At 40.5% G+C, this 18,989-nt stretch carries 17 protein-coding genes; 9 read left to right on the top strand and 8 right to left on the bottom strand.

Annotation, left to right across the window (positions count from 1 at the left end; translation table 11 throughout):
- Positions 1–62 precede the first annotated feature (62 nt).
- The 7 genes from FXV77_RS08250 (at position 63) to FXV77_RS08220 (ending at position 10,477) form a co-directional block, all read left to right on the top strand.
- A complete protein-coding gene (locus FXV77_RS08250; protein WP_148918750.1) occupies positions 63–836 on the top strand; it encodes an XRE family transcriptional regulator in 774 nt (257 codons plus the stop codon).
- Positions 837–936: 100 nt separating this feature from the next.
- The gene (gene rimP / locus FXV77_RS08245; RefSeq protein WP_148918749.1) at positions 937–1,401 is read left to right on the top strand and encodes a ribosome assembly cofactor RimP; all 465 of its coding nucleotides are present in this window, start codon (positions 937–939) and stop codon (positions 1,399–1,401) included.
- A gap of 3 nt (positions 1,402–1,404) precedes the next feature.
- The gene (gene nusA, locus FXV77_RS08240) at positions 1,405–2,643 is read left to right on the top strand and encodes a transcription termination factor NusA (RefSeq protein ID WP_148918748.1); all 1,239 of its coding nucleotides are present in this window, start codon (positions 1,405–1,407) and stop codon (positions 2,641–2,643) included.
- A gap of 107 nt (positions 2,644–2,750) precedes the next feature.
- Positions 2,751–5,798, top strand: a complete 3,048-nt coding sequence (infB, locus tag FXV77_RS08235) for a translation initiation factor IF-2 (protein WP_148918747.1) — start codon at positions 2,751–2,753, stop codon at positions 5,796–5,798.
- A 112-nt stretch (positions 5,799–5,910) separates the two neighbouring features.
- Positions 5,911–6,954: a ferredoxin--NADP reductase gene (locus FXV77_RS08230; protein ID WP_148918746.1), complete on the top strand. Its 1,044-nt coding sequence runs from the start codon at positions 5,911–5,913 to the stop codon at positions 6,952–6,954.
- Between the two features lie 131 nt (positions 6,955–7,085).
- Positions 7,086–8,108: a hypothetical protein gene (locus FXV77_RS08225; protein ID WP_148918745.1), complete on the top strand. Its 1,023-nt coding sequence runs from the start codon at positions 7,086–7,088 to the stop codon at positions 8,106–8,108.
- A gap of 152 nt (positions 8,109–8,260) precedes the next feature.
- On the top strand, positions 8,261–10,477 hold the full coding sequence (locus tag FXV77_RS08220; protein WP_148918744.1) for an NADP-dependent isocitrate dehydrogenase: 2,217 nt from the start codon (positions 8,261–8,263) through the stop codon (positions 10,475–10,477).
- Positions 10,478–10,567: 90 nt separating this feature from the next.
- Here FXV77_RS08220 and FXV77_RS08215 read toward each other — a convergent pair whose 3' ends face one another.
- The 8 genes from FXV77_RS08215 to FXV77_RS08180 all read right to left on the bottom strand — a co-directional run bounded on the left by FXV77_RS08215 (position 10,568) and on the right by FXV77_RS08180 (position 16,899).
- Positions 10,568–11,167 (bottom strand): outer membrane beta-barrel protein, encoded by a 600-nt coding sequence (locus tag FXV77_RS08215; RefSeq protein ID WP_148918743.1) that lies wholly within the window; start codon positions 11,165–11,167, stop codon positions 10,568–10,570.
- 270 nt (positions 11,168–11,437) lie between these two features.
- Positions 11,438–12,175 (bottom strand): metallophosphoesterase family protein, encoded by a 738-nt coding sequence (locus tag FXV77_RS08210; protein WP_148918742.1) that lies wholly within the window; start codon positions 12,173–12,175, stop codon positions 11,438–11,440.
- A gap of 4 nt (positions 12,176–12,179) precedes the next feature.
- Positions 12,180–12,923 carry a nucleotidyltransferase gene (locus FXV77_RS08205; RefSeq protein WP_148918741.1) on the bottom strand — a complete coding sequence of 248 codons (744 nt, stop codon included), beginning with the start codon at positions 12,921–12,923 and terminating at the stop codon, positions 12,180–12,182.
- A 138-nt stretch (positions 12,924–13,061) separates the two neighbouring features.
- Positions 13,062–14,210 carry a molecular chaperone DnaJ gene (gene dnaJ / locus FXV77_RS08200; RefSeq protein ID WP_148918740.1) on the bottom strand — a complete coding sequence of 383 codons (1,149 nt, stop codon included), beginning with the start codon at positions 14,208–14,210 and terminating at the stop codon, positions 13,062–13,064.
- A gap of 4 nt (positions 14,211–14,214) precedes the next feature.
- Positions 14,215–14,757 (bottom strand): nucleotide exchange factor GrpE, encoded by a 543-nt coding sequence (locus FXV77_RS08195; RefSeq protein ID WP_394344138.1) that lies wholly within the window; start codon positions 14,755–14,757, stop codon positions 14,215–14,217.
- A 140-nt stretch (positions 14,758–14,897) separates the two neighbouring features.
- A complete protein-coding gene (locus FXV77_RS08190) occupies positions 14,898–15,584 on the bottom strand; it encodes a cell division ATP-binding protein FtsE (RefSeq protein ID WP_148918739.1) in 687 nt (228 codons plus the stop codon).
- A gap of 6 nt (positions 15,585–15,590) precedes the next feature.
- A complete protein-coding gene (locus FXV77_RS08185) occupies positions 15,591–15,794 on the bottom strand; it encodes a fructose-6-phosphate aldolase (RefSeq protein WP_130141123.1) in 204 nt (67 codons plus the stop codon).
- Between the two features lie 88 nt (positions 15,795–15,882).
- Positions 15,883–16,899: an acyl-CoA reductase gene (locus tag FXV77_RS08180; protein WP_148918738.1), complete on the bottom strand. Its 1,017-nt coding sequence runs from the start codon at positions 16,897–16,899 to the stop codon at positions 15,883–15,885.
- A 134-nt stretch (positions 16,900–17,033) separates the two neighbouring features.
- Between FXV77_RS08180 and FXV77_RS08175 the strand changes: the two genes are divergently transcribed.
- A complete protein-coding gene (locus FXV77_RS08175) occupies positions 17,034–17,384 on the top strand; it encodes a 4Fe-4S dicluster domain-containing protein (protein WP_148918737.1) in 351 nt (116 codons plus the stop codon).
- A gap of 127 nt (positions 17,385–17,511) precedes the next feature.
- Positions 17,512–18,957, top strand: a complete 1,446-nt coding sequence (locus FXV77_RS08170; RefSeq protein ID WP_148918736.1) for a dicarboxylate/amino acid:cation symporter — start codon at positions 17,512–17,514, stop codon at positions 18,955–18,957.
- Positions 18,958–18,989: the final 32 nt, after the last annotated feature.

Here is an 18,989-nt window from a genome sequence, read left to right as displayed (position 1 = left end):
TACTAATTTTATTGGCACAATAATACTAATTATATTAGTAAATAAAAATTTTTAAGAAAAATATGTCAAATATCGCATCGAATCTTAAGTTTTTGAGAAAGAAAAAAGGCTTAACGCAACAGCAATTTGCTGATGCGCTGGAGATAAAAAGGGCTTCTGTAGGCGCTTATGAGGAGGATCGGGCTGAACCGAAATATGAACTGCTAAGAAAAATAGCACAATTCTATGATCTGACAATGGATGAATTGGCGAATGACGTGATCGACGAAAAGTGGAGACCGCAACCCAAAAGTAATGCATCCAATTTACGGGTATTAAGTATAACCGTAGATGGCGGCGATCGCGAGAACATTGAGTTAGTGCCTGTTAAAGCCAGTGCAGGTTACTTAAACGGGTATGGCGATCCTGAATATGTCGCGGAATTGCCTAAATTTTCGCTTCCAATGTTCAATCAGGGAACATACCGCGCATTCGAAATCAAAGGTGATTCGATGTTACCACTGCCATCGGGAAGTATTATTATCGGAGAGTACATTGAAAACTGGCACGATATCAAGCCCAATCAAACCTATGTTGTGGTTTCCAAAGAAGACGGCGTGGTATACAAGCGCGTGGCGTACAAGTTTAAAGAGGAAAAAGGATTGAAGCTTGTCTCTGATAATAAAACGTATGAACCGTATTGGGTAAATACAGAAGATATTATCGAGCTTTGGAAAGCCAAAGCGTTTATTAGTACGGAGCTCCCTGAGCCGAGTCCTGAACCTACGATGGAAACATTGACCTCGATGATGGCACAGATGCAAAAAACAATTAAATCGGTAGTAGATAACAAATAATCTCATTTGTTTGTTTGAAATAATAATTGTATCTTTGTGAAATCTGAATAAGAGGGGGCATGGTATGCCCCCTTTTTTAATTCACTTATCGAAATAGGGTATGCAAATAGAGGAAAGAGTACACGAACTGGTAGAAGAAAAGATAGCTGATCGGACAGACCTATTTATTGTGCGGATTAAGATGCACAACAGTGGTCTTCTGGAGATATTGATGGATGGCGATAATGGAATTGCGATTGAGGATTGTGTCCAAATTAGCCGTCACGTAGGTTTCCATTTGGAAGAGGAGGATGCAATTGACCGTGCTTACCGTTTAGAGGTTTCTTCGCCTGGTATTGATACTCCACTGTTATTGAATCGGCAATATCAAAAAAATATCGGACGAAGTATTCGGATAAAAGGGGTGGAAGGAGAGAAGAGAGAAGGAAAACTGATTGCAGTGAACGATAAAAGCATTGTGATAGAAGAAGTAAAGAAAGAAAAAGGAAAGAAAGCAACCACAGAGGAAGCTGAAATTCCATTGGATAATATAACAGAAACAAAGGTGTTAATTTCATTTAAATAAAAAATGAGCAGCAATATCAATTTGATCGACTCTTTCCAAGAGTTCAAGGAATTTAAAAATATCGATCGTCCAACCGTTATTACAGTATTGGAAGAGGTGTTCCGCAGCATGATACGCAAGCGTTTTGGAACAGATGAGAACGTGGATGTAATTGTGAACCCGGATAATGGGGATTTAGAGATTTGGAGAACACGCGTAGTCATGGAAGACGGATTTTCTGAAGATGATGATTTGGAAATCGAATTGTCAGATGTACACCAATATGACCCCGATTTGGAGGTTGGTGACGAATATATTGAACAAATTACGTTGGAAAGCTTTGGTAGGAGAGCTATTTTGGCTGCACGTCAGACGTTGGTTTCGAAAATATTGGAATTGGAAAAGGATGAAGTCTTCAAGAAATATAAGGATCGTGAAGGGGAATTGGTAATAGGTGAGGTCTATCAGATATGGAAGAAAGAAATTTTGGTATTGGATGAAGATGGGAATGAATTGATCATGCCGAAAACTGAACAGATTCCGGCGGACTATTTCAAAAAAGGCGACAGTATCCGTGCGGTAGTGTTAAAGGTTGATATGATGAACAGTAATCCGAAAATTATTATTTCGCGTACAGCTCCAGAATTTTTGCAACGTTTGTTTGAATTGGAAGTGCCTGAAATTTTTGACGGGCTCATCACGATTAAGAAGATTGTTCGTGAACCGGGAGAAAGAGCCAAAGTTGCGGTGGAATCTTATGATGACCGTATAGATCCTGTCGGTGCTTGTGTGGGTATGAAAGGTTCCCGTATACACGGTATTGTGAGGGAACTGCGCAATGAAAATATCGATGTAATAAATTACACATCAAATAACATTTTATATATCACACGTGCATTGAGCCCTGCTCGTATCTCTTCGATTAAAATTGATGATGAGAATAAGACAGCGGCTGTCTACCTTAAACCAGATCAGGTGTCTCTGGCGATTGGTAGAGGCGGACATAATATCAAACTTGCCGGTAAATTGACAGGTTATGAAATCGATGTGTACAGAGAAAATGACGAAGTGGAAGAGGATGTGGACATCGAAGAATTTGCAGATGAAATCGATAGCTGGATTATCGATGAATTGAAACGCGTTGGCCTTGATACGGCAAAATCAGTTTTGTCATTGACAGAAGCAGAGTTGGTGAGACGCACTGACTTGGAGGAGGATACTATACAAGAGATTCTTCGTATCCTCGAAGCCGAATTTGAATAAGGGTTTCGCCGTATCCGTACACTGAAAAAACAATTGAGCGGAAATTGTTTTTTCAGTGTAAAAAAACATATTTTTGTAGCATTAAAATTATAGAAGGTAAATAATAGATGACAGAAGGAAAAAGCATAAACTTGCTAAAGGCAGCAAAAGAACTTAACATTGGGATAGGTACGGCTGTTGACTTCTTAGTAAAAAAAGGCTTTGATGTGGAATCAAAACCTAGTACTAAGTTGTCTCCAGATATGTATACTGTCCTTCTAAAAGAATTTCAAGGAGACAAAATCGTAAAAGACGAAGCGAAACAAATTGTTATCGGTAAAATTCGTCGTGACGAGTCAGCTGCTGGAACAGGTGGAGCGAATCCTACGGAATCTGGAGAAGATATTCAAGACGAAGACAATACAACGTCTAAAGATAAAGAAGTTCTAATTAAGGATACCGGCTCAATTCCTGCATCGGAACCTACACCGCCTGTTCAGGAAGAGCCTGCAGTCAAAGAGGAAAGCTCTAGTCCGTTAAAAGTCGTTGGAAAGATTGATTTAGATAGCCTTAAACGGGGCAAACCTAAGAGAGAATCCGAAAAAGAGGCAGTGATCCAAGAGCCATCTTCTAAGACTGTGGAACCGGAAACCAAACCTGTTGAACAGGAGGTGAAGAAAGAGGAAATTAAACCTGTAGTGGAGCAGCCGAAAGCTGAAATACCTAAGCAGGAAATTAAACCTAAAAAAGAGGATAAGGAGGATCTGCAGCCGAAAGAGGAGCAAAAACAAGAAATAAAAGCAGAACCCGCGCCTAATATGAATAAAGAAACTGAAGAAATTAAACCTCCGGTAAAAGAAGAACAAAAACCTGCTGTATCCGCAGAACCTCTTAAAGATGTGATACGTGGACGTTCTGAAACATTAAGCGGACCTAAAGTAGTTGGTAAGATTCAACTTCCTGTGGAACGTAAACCCGTCGCTTCATCCTCGGGACCTTCACATAGTAATGACAACAAGCGGAAACGCAAACGTTCGAATAAGAACACACCGGTCAATCCAAATGCGGTAACGGGGCAAAAAGGAACGAACGAAGGTAATGCTAATGCTAATCGTAGTGGAGGTGGCGGCTTCAACAAAGGAGGCGGACAACAGACTGGAGGGTATAAGCAAGGGCAAGGAAGCCAACAGCATGCACATGGAAAAGGACGTCATGACCATCGCGGAAAAGGACGTCATCAAGAAGCACCGAAAGAGGAGCCTTCGGAAAAAGAAATCCAAGACCAAATTAAAGCTACGTTAGCTCGCCTAAGTGGTGCTGGTAAATCAGGCAAATTTGCACAGCGTGCCAAATTACGTCGGCAGAAGCGTGACGATATAGCCCTTTCTGCGGAAGAGGCGGCAATGGAGGAAGCAGCACAATCCAAAATCTTACGCGTTACGGAATTTGTGACAGCAAACGAGTTGGCGAATTTGATGGATGTGCAGGTAACACAAGTCATTTCGACCTGTATGAGTTTAGGAATGTTTGTATCCATCAATCAACGTTTGGATGCAGAAACCTTAACTATTGTTGCTGAAGAGTTTGGTTATCAAGTAGAATTTATTAAGCCGGAAGATGAAGAAGTTACCGAACTAGAAGAACCGGACAATGAGGCAGACTTAATCCCTCGTGCACCTATTGTAACGGTAATGGGACACGTCGACCATGGTAAGACATCCTTGTTGGATTATATTCGTAAGGCGAATGTAACGAAAGGCGAAGCAGGGGGGATTACACAGCATATCGGGGCGTACGCCGTGAAGTTGGAAGATGAACGTAAAATTACGTTCTTGGATACGCCGGGACACGAAGCTTTTACGGCGATGCGTGCACGTGGAGCGAAAGTGACGGATATTGTTATTATCGTTATTGCAGCGGATGATGCTGTGATGCCACAAACGAAAGAGGCTATCAACCACGCACAAGCGGCGGGAGTTCCGATTGTTTTTGCCTTTACCAAAGTAGACAAGCCGGGCGCTAATGCAGATAGAATACGCGAACAATTGTCGGGCATGAACATTTTGGTAGAAGATTGGGGAGGAAAATATCAAGCCCAGGAAATATCTGCAAAGACGGGAGAGAACGTCGACTTATTATTAGAGAAGGTTGTTTTGGAATCAGAAATGCTGGAACTAAAAGCTGACCCTAAAAAGCGGGCTGTTGGTTCTGTGATTGAATCTGCGTTGGATAAAGGTAGAGGTATCGTTACGACAGTATTGATACAAGCTGGTACTTTACGTATCGGAGACCCTATTCTTGCGGGTTCGCATTCAGGTAAAGTTAAAGCCCTGACGAATGAACGTGGTGAACGCGTGAAGGAAGCAGGACCATCTGTACCGGTGCAGATATTAGGTATGTCTGGCGCTCCTACAGCGGGAGATAAGCTCTATGTGATGGAAAGTGAATCGGAAGCGCGCCAAGTAGCAAATAAACGTCTGCAATTACAGCGAGAGCAGGGTATGCGTGCTACGAAGCACATTACATTGGATGAAATCGGTCGTCGTTTAGCTATCGGCAACTTTAAAGAACTGAATGTTATCGTCAAAGGTGATGTGGATGGTTCGATTGAGGCATTGTCTGACTCCCTATTGAAACTGTCTACTGATGAAATCCAGGTCAATATTATCCATAAATCAGTGGGTGCAATTTCGGAGTCTGATGTGCTTTTAGCATCTGCTTCAGATGCCATTATCATTGGTTTCCAAGTGCGCCCAACACAAGGAGCGAAGAAAATAGCGGAAAACGAGCAAATTGATATTCGTTTGTATTCTATTATCTATGACGCCATCGACGAATTGAAGTCTGCGATGGAAGGTATGTTGGCACCGAAATTCGAAGAAAAAATTGTCGCAGAGGTTGAAATTCGGGAGACATTCAAGATATCTAAAGTGGGTACAATTGCCGGATGTATGGTCCGTGAAGGTAAAATCAACCGTAACAATGATATCCGTGTGATTCGTGATGGTGTGGTTATACACACGGGTAAACTTGCCTCACTGAAACGCTTCAAAGATGATGTCAAGGAAGTATCGCAAGGATATGAATGTGGTTTGAATATAGACCGTTTCAATGATATAGAAGTAGGTGATATTGTGGAAGCCTATGAGCAAGTAGAAGTTAAACGTAAGCTTTAAGCCTATTTACGTATTGATAATATATAATCCCGGCAAGCTATTGTCGGGATTTTTTATATCCTATAGAAGCTATCTATTTGCCTAATTTCAATAATTAAGCTACTTTTATAACATGTATAAATTTGAGATTTCTAATATTATATATCAACCCAATGATACCATTACATTAATATTTAAAGACCTATCCGGCATTTATCCAAAACCCAAGGCAGGACAATTTTTAACTCTCTCTTTTACGTTTGGAGAAAGAGAGGTGAGGAGATCTTATTCTTTTAGCAGCTCACCCCACATGGACGAACCGCTTGCCATCACGGTAAAGAGAGTGGATAATGGAGAGATTTCCCGCTTATTACATCATCAAACAAGGGTAGGTGATATTATTGATGTATTGGAACCGCAAGGGTTGTTCTATTATGAACCTCAAAGGGGACGCGAACGCACGTTGTTTCTTTTTGCCGCTGGCGTCGGAATAACGCCACTTTATTCTATTTTGAAGACGGCACTGGTTGCAGAAGATAGAACAAAAGTTGTCCTTGTGTACAGTAATAGATCGATTGAGCGTACGGTTTTTTACGAGGAATTGCTGGAATGGCAAAATCGGTATGCCAACCGGTTGGAAATCGTGTGGATATTTTCCAGTTCAAAAAACCTTCTGCTTGCACGACTAAATAGGGAGTATCTTATTCGTATTGTGCAGGAACAAATGCCGGAGCATGATAATGTGTGGTTTTTTACTTGTGGCCCGGTGTTCTATATGGATTTAGTACGGTTTACCTTATTGGGCATGGGATTTCCTGATAAACACATAAAGAAGGAAACATTTCATTTCCCCGAAGAAGAGGAAGATGATGATGAAAAGGAAGAGGAACCTGTGGATATGACTCCTTATGATATCAAACTTCGTTTCCAGGGAGAGGAATACAATTTAACTATTCCATACAACAAAACGGTTTTAGATGTAGGATTGGAGCATAAAATCAAATTGCCGTATTCCTGCAAATCCGGCATGTGTAGCACCTGCATATCCCAATGTACGGCGGGCAGTGTACGTATGGATTACAACGAGGTGCTAACGGATAGGGAAGTGGAAAATGGACGATGTCTAATCTGCGTATCACATCCGTTGGAAGACGGAACGGTGATAGAGGTTTTGTGAGATCTATCATCTTTTACGAAAACAAGTTGCACCTCATACTTATCTGGTAAAATACCGGTTTTTAGGGATTTGTAAAAACGTGAAAGAGATTGATTTTTGTTTAAGATAATCTTGAAAAACAGGGACCATATATGATTACGAAGTCATTATCAACATTACCTCCGATGATCCGTATCACGATAGAAGAACGACGAGGCTACCATCAACGATTTTTTTACACCCTTATGGTTGCAACATGTTTACTTTTTATCATCATGCTCTTGGTGGTATGGGTTTTAATAGAAGAACATATTGTTGTGCAGCTCTTCCTGAATATGATCTGGTTCGTTTTTTTTTGTATATCGGGTTACTTCGCCATCTATCACCGTAACAAGAAGCGAGTGCTGGATAACAGTCTCGAGCGCGGGGATTTTTCAGTGTTGAGTGGTACGTTGGACGGGATTCAGTGCTTGGGAGACAAACGTGTACGATACATAATAGATGGATCCTATGTTGATGGCACATTAATTTTTTCTGGTTTTACGGCCTTCCAGAATACGTATATCAAAGACGTTATCACCACATCAGGCCAAGCAGTTAAGCTGTATATTTTGCCCGGCAAACTTATCGCGGGAGCTATTTATCCAGCGCTCGATAGCGAAACCACAACTAGAGCCGTTGGTATAGAGGATTGGCGTGTGATTTCGCAATCACAATGGGGGGGATTGAAATTCTTTGGCTGGTTGGGTTTGGTGGTTTCGATAATACTGTTGATTACCCAATGGCTTATTGAACGTAAGATAGGGGGAGGATGGGACACGTATGGATTGATGTTCATTATATTTAACGGTGTTGTGCTGCTGATGATGGGGATACATGTATTGATTAACTTATCTAGGATACGGGCATTAATGGATAAACACCATCCCTCTGTGCAAGTGCAAGTTTATAGGGGCATTTCTAATGAATGGTATTTAACCCGGACCTGGCAAGGAGGACAAACCACCATATTAGACGGTTGGATCAGGTTAGCGGGTGGGTTGCACAGAATCCAGAACAATCTCTCTCCGGCACATCAGGGATTTCTAGATCCGTTATGGACGTCGGTACAATTAGAGTACTTGGTATATAAAGGACGCTTGATTTTCGTGCGTCAAAGGCAAGAGGTGGGGTAATGCCAAGAACGAAGGATTTATAAAATCACATGTGATATACGCTTTCAATTTTGCGTTCAAATCTGTATCTTTAGACGAATTTTTAAGATAAACGTACCACAAGCATACGTTAGCATCTTTCATCGCATATTAAGAATATTGAATAGAAAATTATGTCATCCAAAATCATTTACACAAAGACAGATGAAGCGCCGTTATTGGCAACTTATTCGTTTTTACCCATTGTTCAGGCCTTTGCGAAGACGGCCGACATCGAAGTAGAGTTAAGAGATATTTCATTAGCCGGACGTATATTAGCTAACTTTTCCGAATACCTGTCGCCAGAACAAAAAATGTCTGACGCATTAGCCGAATTGGGCCAACTAGCTACCTCGCCTGAGGCAAATATCATTAAGTTGCCAAACATTTCTGCTTCTATCCCCCAATTAAAGGGAGCTGTTGCAGAACTTCAGAAAGCAGGATATAATATACCTAATTATCCAGATACTCCTGTTAACGCAGAAGAAGAAGAAATTAAAGTAACTTATGCAAAGGTTTTAGGTTCAGCGGTGAATCCAGTATTACGGGAAGGAAACTCTGATCGTAGAGCTCCGAAGGCGGTAAAGAATTATGCGAAAGCAAATCCACATAGTATGGGTGCTTGGTCGGCAGATAGCAAAACAAAAGTAGCGTCCATGTCTGACGGTGATTTTTATGCAACAGAAAAATCGGTTACAGTACATAGCGATACACAATTCAAAATTGAATTTGTAAGTGAGGACGGAAATGTAAAGGAATTGAAGGGTTTAGCCAATCTAAAAGCCGGCGAGGTTATTGACTCATCGGTAATGAATGTAGCAAAATTAAAAGACTTTGTTGCAAAAACGATGGAAGAAGCTCGCGCTGCCGATGTATTACTCTCTGCTCATTTGAAAGCTACGATGATGAAGGTGTCCGATCCAATCATATTCGGTGCTATTGTGGAAGTATATTTCCAAGACGTATTTGCGAAATATGGTGATTTATTTGCCAACCTAGGTATCAATAAAAACAATGGACTAGGTGAAGTTTATAGCAAAATCGCAGGTCAACCACAAGAAGCGGAAGTAAAAGCAGCTATTGAAACAGCGATTGACATGGGCCCTGATTTAGCTATGGTCAATTCTGATAAAGGAATTACAAATCTACACGTGCCTTCTGATGTTATCGTTGATGCGTCTATGCCTGCTATGATTCGTACATCTGGACAGATGTGGAATAAAGAAGGAAAACAACAAGATACGATAGCTATCATTCCCGATCGTTCCTACGCGGGCGTATATGCGGCTGTAATTGACGACTGTAAAGCGAATGGTGCATATGATCCTAAAACAATGGGTTCGGTACCGAATGTAGGCCTAATGGCCCAGAAAGCGGAGGAATATGGCTCGCATGATAAGACTTTTCAAGCGGGTGGCCAAGGAACAATCCGGGTCGTGGAAACTTCGGGGAATGTGCTAATGGAACAGGTTGTAGCAGAGGGTGATATATTCCGCATGTGCCAAACAAAGGATGCGCCTATTCAAGACTGGGTAAAATTAGCGGTAAACCGTGCGCGTCTGTCAGATACACCTGCGGTATTCTGGTTAGATGAAAACCGTGCACATGACCGTGAAATCATTAAAAAAGTAAATAAATACCTGGCGGATTTTGATACAACAGGTTTAGATATTCATATATTATCACCGATAGAAGCGGCGAAATTCTCCGTAGAACGTATTCGTAAAGGTTTGGATACGATTTCCGTAACCGGGAACGTATTGCGGGATTACTTAACAGATTTGTTCCCGATTCTAGAATTAGGAACATCGGCAAAAATGTTATCTATTGTTCCATTAATGAATGGCGGCGGTCTCTTTGAAACAGGGGCAGGAGGATCTGCACCGAAGCACGTAGAGCAATTTGTAACAGAAGGCTACCTACGTTGGGATTCATTGGGCGAATTTTTGGCATTGGGTGCTTCATTTGAACATCTATCGCAAACACAGCAGAATGCCAAAGCGCAAATATTGGCAGATGCCTTAGACGTAGCAACAGAAAAATTCCTTGCCAACGATAAGTCTCCAGCGCGTAAAGTGGGACAAATTGATAACAGGGGTTCACATTTTTATTTGACCTTATACTGGGCTGAAGCATTGGCGACCCAAACAAAAGATGCAGAACTAGCTGCTAAATTTGGTGATTTAGCGAATACACTAGCCGAAAATGAAGCTAAGATCAATGAAGAACTGATCGGTGCACAAGGTCAGCCGCAGGATATTGGCGGATACTATTTCCCTAGCGACGAATTGACATCTAAAGCTATGCGTCCGTCCGTTACATTTAACACAGCGATAGATTCATTTCAATAGTACGTCATATTCAAAATATATAATAACAAAAAAGCCGGTTCATATAAACCGGCTTTTTCAATGGTGTTATTGTGGTATTAATGATTTGTATTAGAAATAAAACTGTACACCTACTGTTGGAGCCAGTGAATTGGCGTTTAAACCAAAAGTGTTGACGGTGGTTTTAGGAGCGTCGCCTACAGGATCGCTCGTACGAGCATTGTAATACAAACCTCTCACTTTAAATTCTAATCCAATTTTTGATGTAGGGAAATACGCGATACCTGGAGCCAATTCTACACCGTAGTTACTAATATCGGCAGTTTTTTCATCATTGACTTTTTGATTCCCCCAAGACATTGGAACCGAAAGCTGTCCGAAGAATCTCACCGGACCATTAGCTGAATACCATCTACCAAAAGGAGCAACAGTAAAAGAACTTTTTGCTTGTTCTGTTATACTCGCTTCTGCATCGTATTCACTTTTGTTCCATTGATAACCTAAACCGACTCCTACAGCAATGTTGTCGGATACGAAATAACCTGCAGACGGCATAATGTTAAACGAATTATACTTCACATCGGTGTCTTTTACTGATTCAGTATCGAATCCTAATCCTCCACCCACAACAAATTTACCTTTTTCAGTTTGTGCTTGTGAAGCAAATGTTAACGCCGCTACGGCTGCTAATGTTAAGTAAAACTTTTTCATGTTACTTTAATTTAATTTGTTCTTTTAGTTTGACTTTTTGTCAATTTAGTTCAGTTTATTCAATACTTGTGCCATCGTAACGCTATAATTGTCATTATATTGTTTGTTTGAGTAAATGGTTGGTTTATACGGTTTTTAAATTAAATTAATCATTAAGTTTTGGATAAGAAAAGCATGTAGATTTATAGGAGCTAATTAAAATAGGCAATTTGGCAGAAGGGGAGTTAAATTGGCAGTGCTAGAATGGCAGAATTGTGTGTGCACGATCGCCTATACATCAACGAGGAAATAAGAAGCATTCGAATATTCTTTCCTTAACACCGGGAGGGCAACGTTGTATACAGGTATTTTGGTTGTGGTGGCACCTTGGAGTTTGCCCGCGTGCGCATGCCCGTGAAAAGCTGCAGAAACTTGACGCCGGATAAGGGGCTCTACAAGATGGGAGGATCCTAAAAATGGAAATAACTGTTCCGGTTCACCCTCAATTGTCTCTTTAATAGGAGCATAATGTAAAAGCGCTACTTTTGGCAACTCCGGACACTCTTGTTCCAGCCGTGTAAGAGCACGATCTAATTGCAACGATTCGTTAACAACCTCATGTACATATTGCTTCATCATCTCTTCCCCAAATATGGAAAGCATATATTGATCAAACCCTCCACCAAATCCTTTTACACCGGCAAAGCCCACGTTCTCGACGACCGTGGATTCGCCATCTAAAATAATCATATTATGTTCCGAAAAAATTTGTTTAATAATCTTTTGTCGTCCCTTTTCATAATCATGGTTTCCTAAAACACCGATTACAGGAATTTTTAAGATATCCAATTGTTCGCCTAGAATCTTTGCTTCGTCCTCATCTCCCGTATCTGTCAAATCACCACAAATAACCAATACATCGGCGTCTTCAGACACTTGTTCAAAGGTCGAGCGCAAACTGCCCTGGTCGGTTATTTTGGTGTGAATATCAGCCATGGCGGCAATTTTCGTTTTCTTTTTCCTAGTCATGCTATTAAATTGTTGTTATTGTATAAGACTTGTAATCCCACTCTTTTATATCGACTTCGTACTGGGTCTGATCAATTAAAGGACCTCGACATACCTTTTCTAATGGAGACGGGAGATCATATTGCTCAGCTGCGCGAGCCATAAGTTCATCGAAAAGCCACTTAGGGATGATGTCTCGATAATCGGCGGGGTAGACAAATTGGAAGGTTAGAATCTGCGCCAATAACAAGTGCCAGTGTGGGCTTAAGCGTTGTAGTAATAATTCCCAATTTACGTTTTTACCGTATTTTAAAAGGATATGGTTGATGTCAGCATTATCGTTCCGTTCTCGGTTTTGCACATATATTTTACACCAAATAAGTTCCTCCACCGGTATAAATTGCACAGGGATACCAGCAAATGTACCCTTAGATGCTCGTTGGTGCCAGGAATCATCTACGGTACAAATATTATTAACGGTATCAAAAATAATATCGATGAAATATTCTCCATGAAAAACTTTTGCAAGCCAGCGGGCATCGGTTAATTGGGTTTCGTAACCTTGAGCAGCAAAATATTTCAATATTTTGGGGTATTCGCTACTCTTGCAAAAGATATCTAAATCTTTAGTATCTCGGAATATCCCCGTGTAGTGGAACATAGCAAAAGCTCCACCTAACATAAATTCGCATTCACTGTTAAGTAGTAATTGGAGCGAATCTCGATAGAATGCTTCCGACTCTTGCTTCTGCTTTTGGGTTGTTATCATAGATAATACTTTGTATTTTGAACAATCGGCGCACGTTTTTGTTCCAGTTCTTAACAACCCTATTTCGATTTTGTATTATTATATAAAGAAAAACCTCGGAATTCCTCCCGAGGTTTTATCAATAAAATGAAAACTTATTTATTCAAAATATTCTTTAATGCGTTCGAAGAATGATTTTTCGCTTTTACCTGGTTGAGGTTTAAAGTTTGCCGAAGCCTTTAATTTTTCCAAAACAGAACGCTCTTCTGGTGATACCGCTTTAGGCGTCCATACGTTAACATATACCAGCTGATCTCCTTTGTGATAAGAATTTACTTCCGGCACACCTTTTCCTTTTAAACGTAGGATTTTTCCGCCTTGTGTTCCTGGGTCAATTTTTATTTTTGCTTTTCCGTCAATAGTTGGGATTTCAACGCTGGTACCGAGAGCGGCATCTGCAAAATTGATATATAAATCGTAGATGACATTGATGCCGTCTCGTTTCAATGTTTCGTGTGGTATCTCTTCAATGAGGATGATTAAGTCTCCGGGAATACCACCTCTTGGCGCGGCATTTCCTTTTCCACTCATAGATAGTTGCATGCCCTCACTTACACCTGCAGGGATATTGATAGCAATTGTTTCTTCTCCTCTTTCTAACCCTTCACCACGACAAGTGGTACATTTGGATGTGATTTCAACGCCTTCACCATTACAAGTAGGACAGGTGCTTGTTGTTTGCATTTGTCCTAAAATGGTATTGGTTACCCGCCTTACGGATCCCGCACCGCCACAGGTCTTACACGTATGGTAAGACGATTTATCTTTTGCTCCAGTGCCACCACAAGTATGGCATTGTACCTGTTTGTTTACTTTAACTTTCTTCTCTACACCTTTGGCAATTTCGTCTAAAGTCAGTTTTACTTTGATACGAAGATTGGTACCCCGTTGCACGCGTCTGCCACCTCCACTGCGGCCACCTCCACCGAAAAAGCTCTCGAAGGGATGTCCACCACCAAAAATATCACCAAACTGACTGAATATATCTTCCATATTCATGCCGCCACCGCCAAAACCGGAAGCCGAATTTCCAGCATGACCAAACTGATCATACCGTTGTCGTTTCTCTGGGTTGCTTAATACCTCATACGCTTCCGCTGCTTCTTTAAATTTCTCTTCTGCTTCTTTGTCGTCTGGGTTTTTATCGGGGTGATACTTTATTGCCAGTTTGCGATATGCAGACTTAATTTCGGACGTATCCGCAGACTTCGAAACCCCTAATATATCGTAATAATCTCTCTTAGCCATCTTCTTATTGACCTATTACCACCTTCGCAAAACGAATTACTTTATCGTTGAGAAAGTAACCTTTTTCCACTACATCTATAACTTTATTTTTCAATTCTTCTGACGGTGCAGGGATGGCAGTGATTGCTTCTTGATACTCAGCATCAAAAGGCTGACCGATAAGATTTTCCATTTCTTTTAATCCCTCATTTGCCAACGTTCTTTTAAATTTTTGATTTACCAAATCAATGCCCTGTTTTACCGACTCTATATCTTGTGCTGTTTGCATAGCATCTAGTGCACGGTCGAAATCGTCTAGAATAGGTAAAAGTTTAGCTAAAACGTCTTTGCTTGCAGACTGTATAAGTTCTACTCGTTCTTTGGACGTTCTTTTTTTATAATTGTCGAATTCAGCAAACAGACGCGCATATTTGTCGTTCGCATTTGCTAATTCTTGTTGTAAACGCTCTTCAATTGTTTCTTCAGATTGGTCTGTGCTTTCTTCCGAAGTTGGGTCAACAGACGCTAAATTTTCGTCTTGAATATTGTTTTCCTGTTCGTTCATCATATCTAATATTATAGCCTACATTAATATCCTTTGTTGGCACTCAATAATATTGCCAACACAAATAAAACCGACACCCTGTCAGTCTATCTTAAAATAAACTACCAAAATGTCGGTTTTTTGATGTTCTGTCAGTGCCTCGATTATATCGTTGCGTCATCATATAACGCAGTGTCCGCCGTTTTAATAATGCGTGCAGGCATATTTTTGATAATCTGGTAATCGTGAGTGGCCATCAATACAGCTGTACCGGACGCAGCAATATCCCTCAACAAAAGCACGATTTCTTCGGAAGTAGCGGGATCAAGATTTCCCGTCGGTTCATCGGCAAGGATAATTTCCGGATTATTCAACAATGCTCGGGCAATGACGACACGTTGTTGCTCACCGCCAGACAATTCGTGGGGCATCTTACGCAATTTTGATCGCAAACCTACTTTTTCCAGTACGTCCAACATACGGCTTTCTATCAATCCTCTGTCTGTCCATCCGGTAGCTTTCAAGGCAAATTCGAGGTTCTTCTCTACCGTTCTGTCATTTAACAAATGGAAATCCTGAAAGACAATGCCCAATTTTCGACGAAGATAAGGCACATCGTTTTCATGAAGCTTTTTCAGATCGAAACCTGCTACCATTCCCTCGCCGCTGGCGATGTAGAGGTCGCCATATATTATTTTCAACAAACTACTTTTTCCGGTTCCCGATTGTCCAATCAAATAGATGAATTCCCCTTGGTTAATATCGAGATTGACATGGGAAAGCACCAAATGCTTTTGTTGGTATATATCTACGTTTTTTAATTTAATAACTGTGTTGTTCGCTGTTGTCATACTGTTTTATACATCAATTTTTTTTATTTGGCCGAAAGGCATTTCCGCTACAATCTGCATAATATAGTCGGTTTTATCACCTAACCCTATTTTTTCCAGGGATTTGTCTGGTCTATCTACTCGGAAATATGCTAGTAAGGTAAAAGCCTCGTCCCGTAGTTGGACATAATCGGGAATTTTGGCGACACCTTTAACTTTAATAACATACATCATAACAAAGTTATCATTTTTTATTTAACACAAATGCTTCGATTCAACGTTAAACTCTCCAAGATTTTCAAACCATTGGAAGCTTAAATTATTTATTGTGCCGAAAAAGAAATTCCAAAACATCCACCCCGTCAGCATAGTCTGTTAAAGAAGGACATTGACTGTTTCCTAAAGAAAACGTCGGAATGCTTGTTTCTATTGTGGTTTCGGTAACGATACATTGTATTTTATCTGCTTGTGCTTCCAATTGATCTGCAATTTCATGAATTTGATCATACTCTTCGTAAAACACCGTAGCTAACGGAGACGCAAATCTCATATCTTCTTTAAGCAACATAAAACCATTGTCAAGATGTTTATCGCCATTAATTAAATAGATGGATTTGTTATAGTCGTAATTGTTGACATATTTATAATGTTCTTTAACGACGTTAAAGTCTTCGATAGCTTCAAAAAATGCATTGAAGTTGTAATGACGAGGAATATATAATTTGGAAACAGAACGACACCCGAGTCCAAAATAGTCGAAAATATCAAATCCTAAAGCTTTTAATTGCTCGGGAGATTCTGTGCCGGTAAGGATGGCCATGGAATTTCGATTTTTACGGATAATGTGAGGTTTCCTTCCAAAGTAATAATCAAAGTAGCGGGAGCTGTTATTGCTGCCGGTAGCAATAATCAAATCATATTGTTGTAATCGATCTACGATTTGGATTTTCTTGGCGAATGCAGGTTCTATTTCGATAAGTTCATGAAGCACAAAGGTAGTCAACCCGGCATCGTCAGATGATAATTTAATCTGTGCGTTAAAGCCTGCGATAAGTACACATAATATATCATGGAAACCTGCTAAAGGAATATTTCCCGCTAATATAAGTCCGACAATTTGATCATTTTGTATTGCCGGATAGAGGGCTACCCATCGCATAAGCTTTTCGGATGTCAAATTGGAAGACAACGCCTGGAATTGCTTTTTTGTATTCTCCATGGTGTACCACGGATTTTTAATGGATGCTTGCTGTAGAATCCTCTCTGTCTTTTCTTGATCGGAAGCAAGTAATTTACCCAGCGTTACAAAGGCATCTATTCGTTGTTTCTGTGTCAAAATCTTTTAATTTAGAATCGTTCTGATTTTTTTTTGAAGTATCTTTGCGTGTCTTAAGAAATAACTACTAACTTTGTAGTATTATTTTAGGACGAGACAAAATTAGTTTATTTATTATAATTGTGAGGTGATAAATGGCAATTAAAATTACAGATGAGTGTATAAATTGCGGAGCATGCGAACCCGAATGCCCGAACAACGCTATATATGATGCAGGTGTAACTTGGAAATTTTCGGAGGGAACTGCCTTGGACGGTGTGATTGATTTTGGAGATGGAGTCACATTGGATGCTAATGAATCCCAAGAAGCTATTTCCAATGAGGTGTATTATATCGTTTCTGACAAATGTACGGAATGTAAAGGTTTTCATGATGAACCGCAATGTGCAGCAGTGTGTCCGGTGGATTGCTGTGTGGAAGATGAAGAGGTTGTAGAGACCGAGGAAGAACTTTTAGCGAAGAAAGCATGGCTTCACGCTGAATAAGCAAAACAATTGCTTATGACTAATATTAAAAGCATTGCCCTATGGGTGATGCTTTTTTGTTGTTTCAGTCCGTATATTCTTTTGTTTTTTATACATTTGTTTTTTTCAAAACAAAAATAAAACCCAGATGTTGAAAAAACAAGTCGCCGTTATCACCCTCTTTACTGTTTCGATTGCGCTCATTCTAACCTTAATATATGAACTTAACTGGTTTGCTATCCATCCAGATTTCATGATGTGGGTACGGTGGATAGTAGCCTCCGTTTTGGTACTGAATGCAATCGTCCGTAAAAACTTAACCACATGGATATTGACTTGTTTGGTTCTGGGAGTATTTATCGGATTAGATTTTCCTAATTTTGCTCGCGCCTTACAGCCTTTATCACAAGCCTTTATTAAATTAGTGAAAACCATTGTCGGCCCCATCCTGTTTGCTACACTGGTTTTTGGTATTGCAGGACATTCCGATCTAAAATCGGTAGGGCGAATGGCGTGGAAATCTATGCTGTACTTTGTGTCGGCAACTACCTGCGCTATATTTATTGGTTTGATTGTCATTAATATTACAAAGGCAGGGGTGGGCGTTGATGTAGAAAATATGCCACACGAAGAACTTCCTAAAACCGCTACGATGAGTGTGGCCGATAGTGCGGCCATGTCGCATATATCGAGCAATGCTCACGGCGTATATAAATTTAACGCATTTATACGGGATACTTTCCCCGAAAATATCGTTAAAGCAGTTTACGAAAATCAAGTATTGCAAATCGTGGTGTTTGGGGTGATATTTGGTATTGGGCTAGCGTTGGTAGAGGAAAAGAAGCGGAAACCATTGGTTAACTTTACGGAGAGTCTCTCGGAGGCCATGTTTAAGTTTACTAATATCGTCATGCTGTTTGCTCCAATTGGTGTGGGGGCAGCTATGGCATATACCGTGGGGCACCTCGGTGTGGATATCCTAAAAAACCTATTTATGCTGCTCGGAAGTCTATACCTCGCTTTGTTGCTCTTCCTAGGAGGAGTTCTGCTTCCGATTGCCTTATTTTTAAAGATACCAGTTAAACGTTTTATGAACGCGGTTAAAGAACCTGTTTCCATAGCTTTTGCCACTACAAGTTCTGATGCTGCTTTGCCTAAAGCCATGAACGCTATGGAGAAATTCGGTGTGCCCCGTAAGATTGTTTCATTTGTTATCCCAACAGGGTATAGCTTTAATCTGGATGGTACATCACTTTATCTTTCCCTTGCCTCTATTTTTGTAGCACAAGCGGCCGGTATACCATTGACCATTGGACAACAATTATTGATTGCCTTCACGTTGATGATTACCTCCAAAGGAGTGGCTGCAGTACCGCGAGCTTCTTTGATTGTACTGATTGCTACGGCAGACCAGTTTGGGCTACCGACTTTTGTCATTGCAGCTATTTTAGGTATAGACGAACTGATGGATATGGCACGTACTTCAGTCAATGTTATTGGCAACTGTTTAGCAACAGTTGTCGTAGCAAAATGGGAGGGCGAATTTGATGAAGAAGCCCCATTTCGCGAAGACACCGTAGATGAGATAGTGTAGGCTTATTTTTTCTTTCATTATAATACTAAAAA

Origin of the sequence: Sphingobacterium phlebotomi, assembly GCF_008180195.1 — a bacterium.
Classification (GTDB): domain Bacteria; phylum Bacteroidota; class Bacteroidia; order Sphingobacteriales; family Sphingobacteriaceae; genus Sphingobacterium; species Sphingobacterium phlebotomi.
This window is presented reverse-complemented; position numbering and strand designations above follow the sequence as displayed.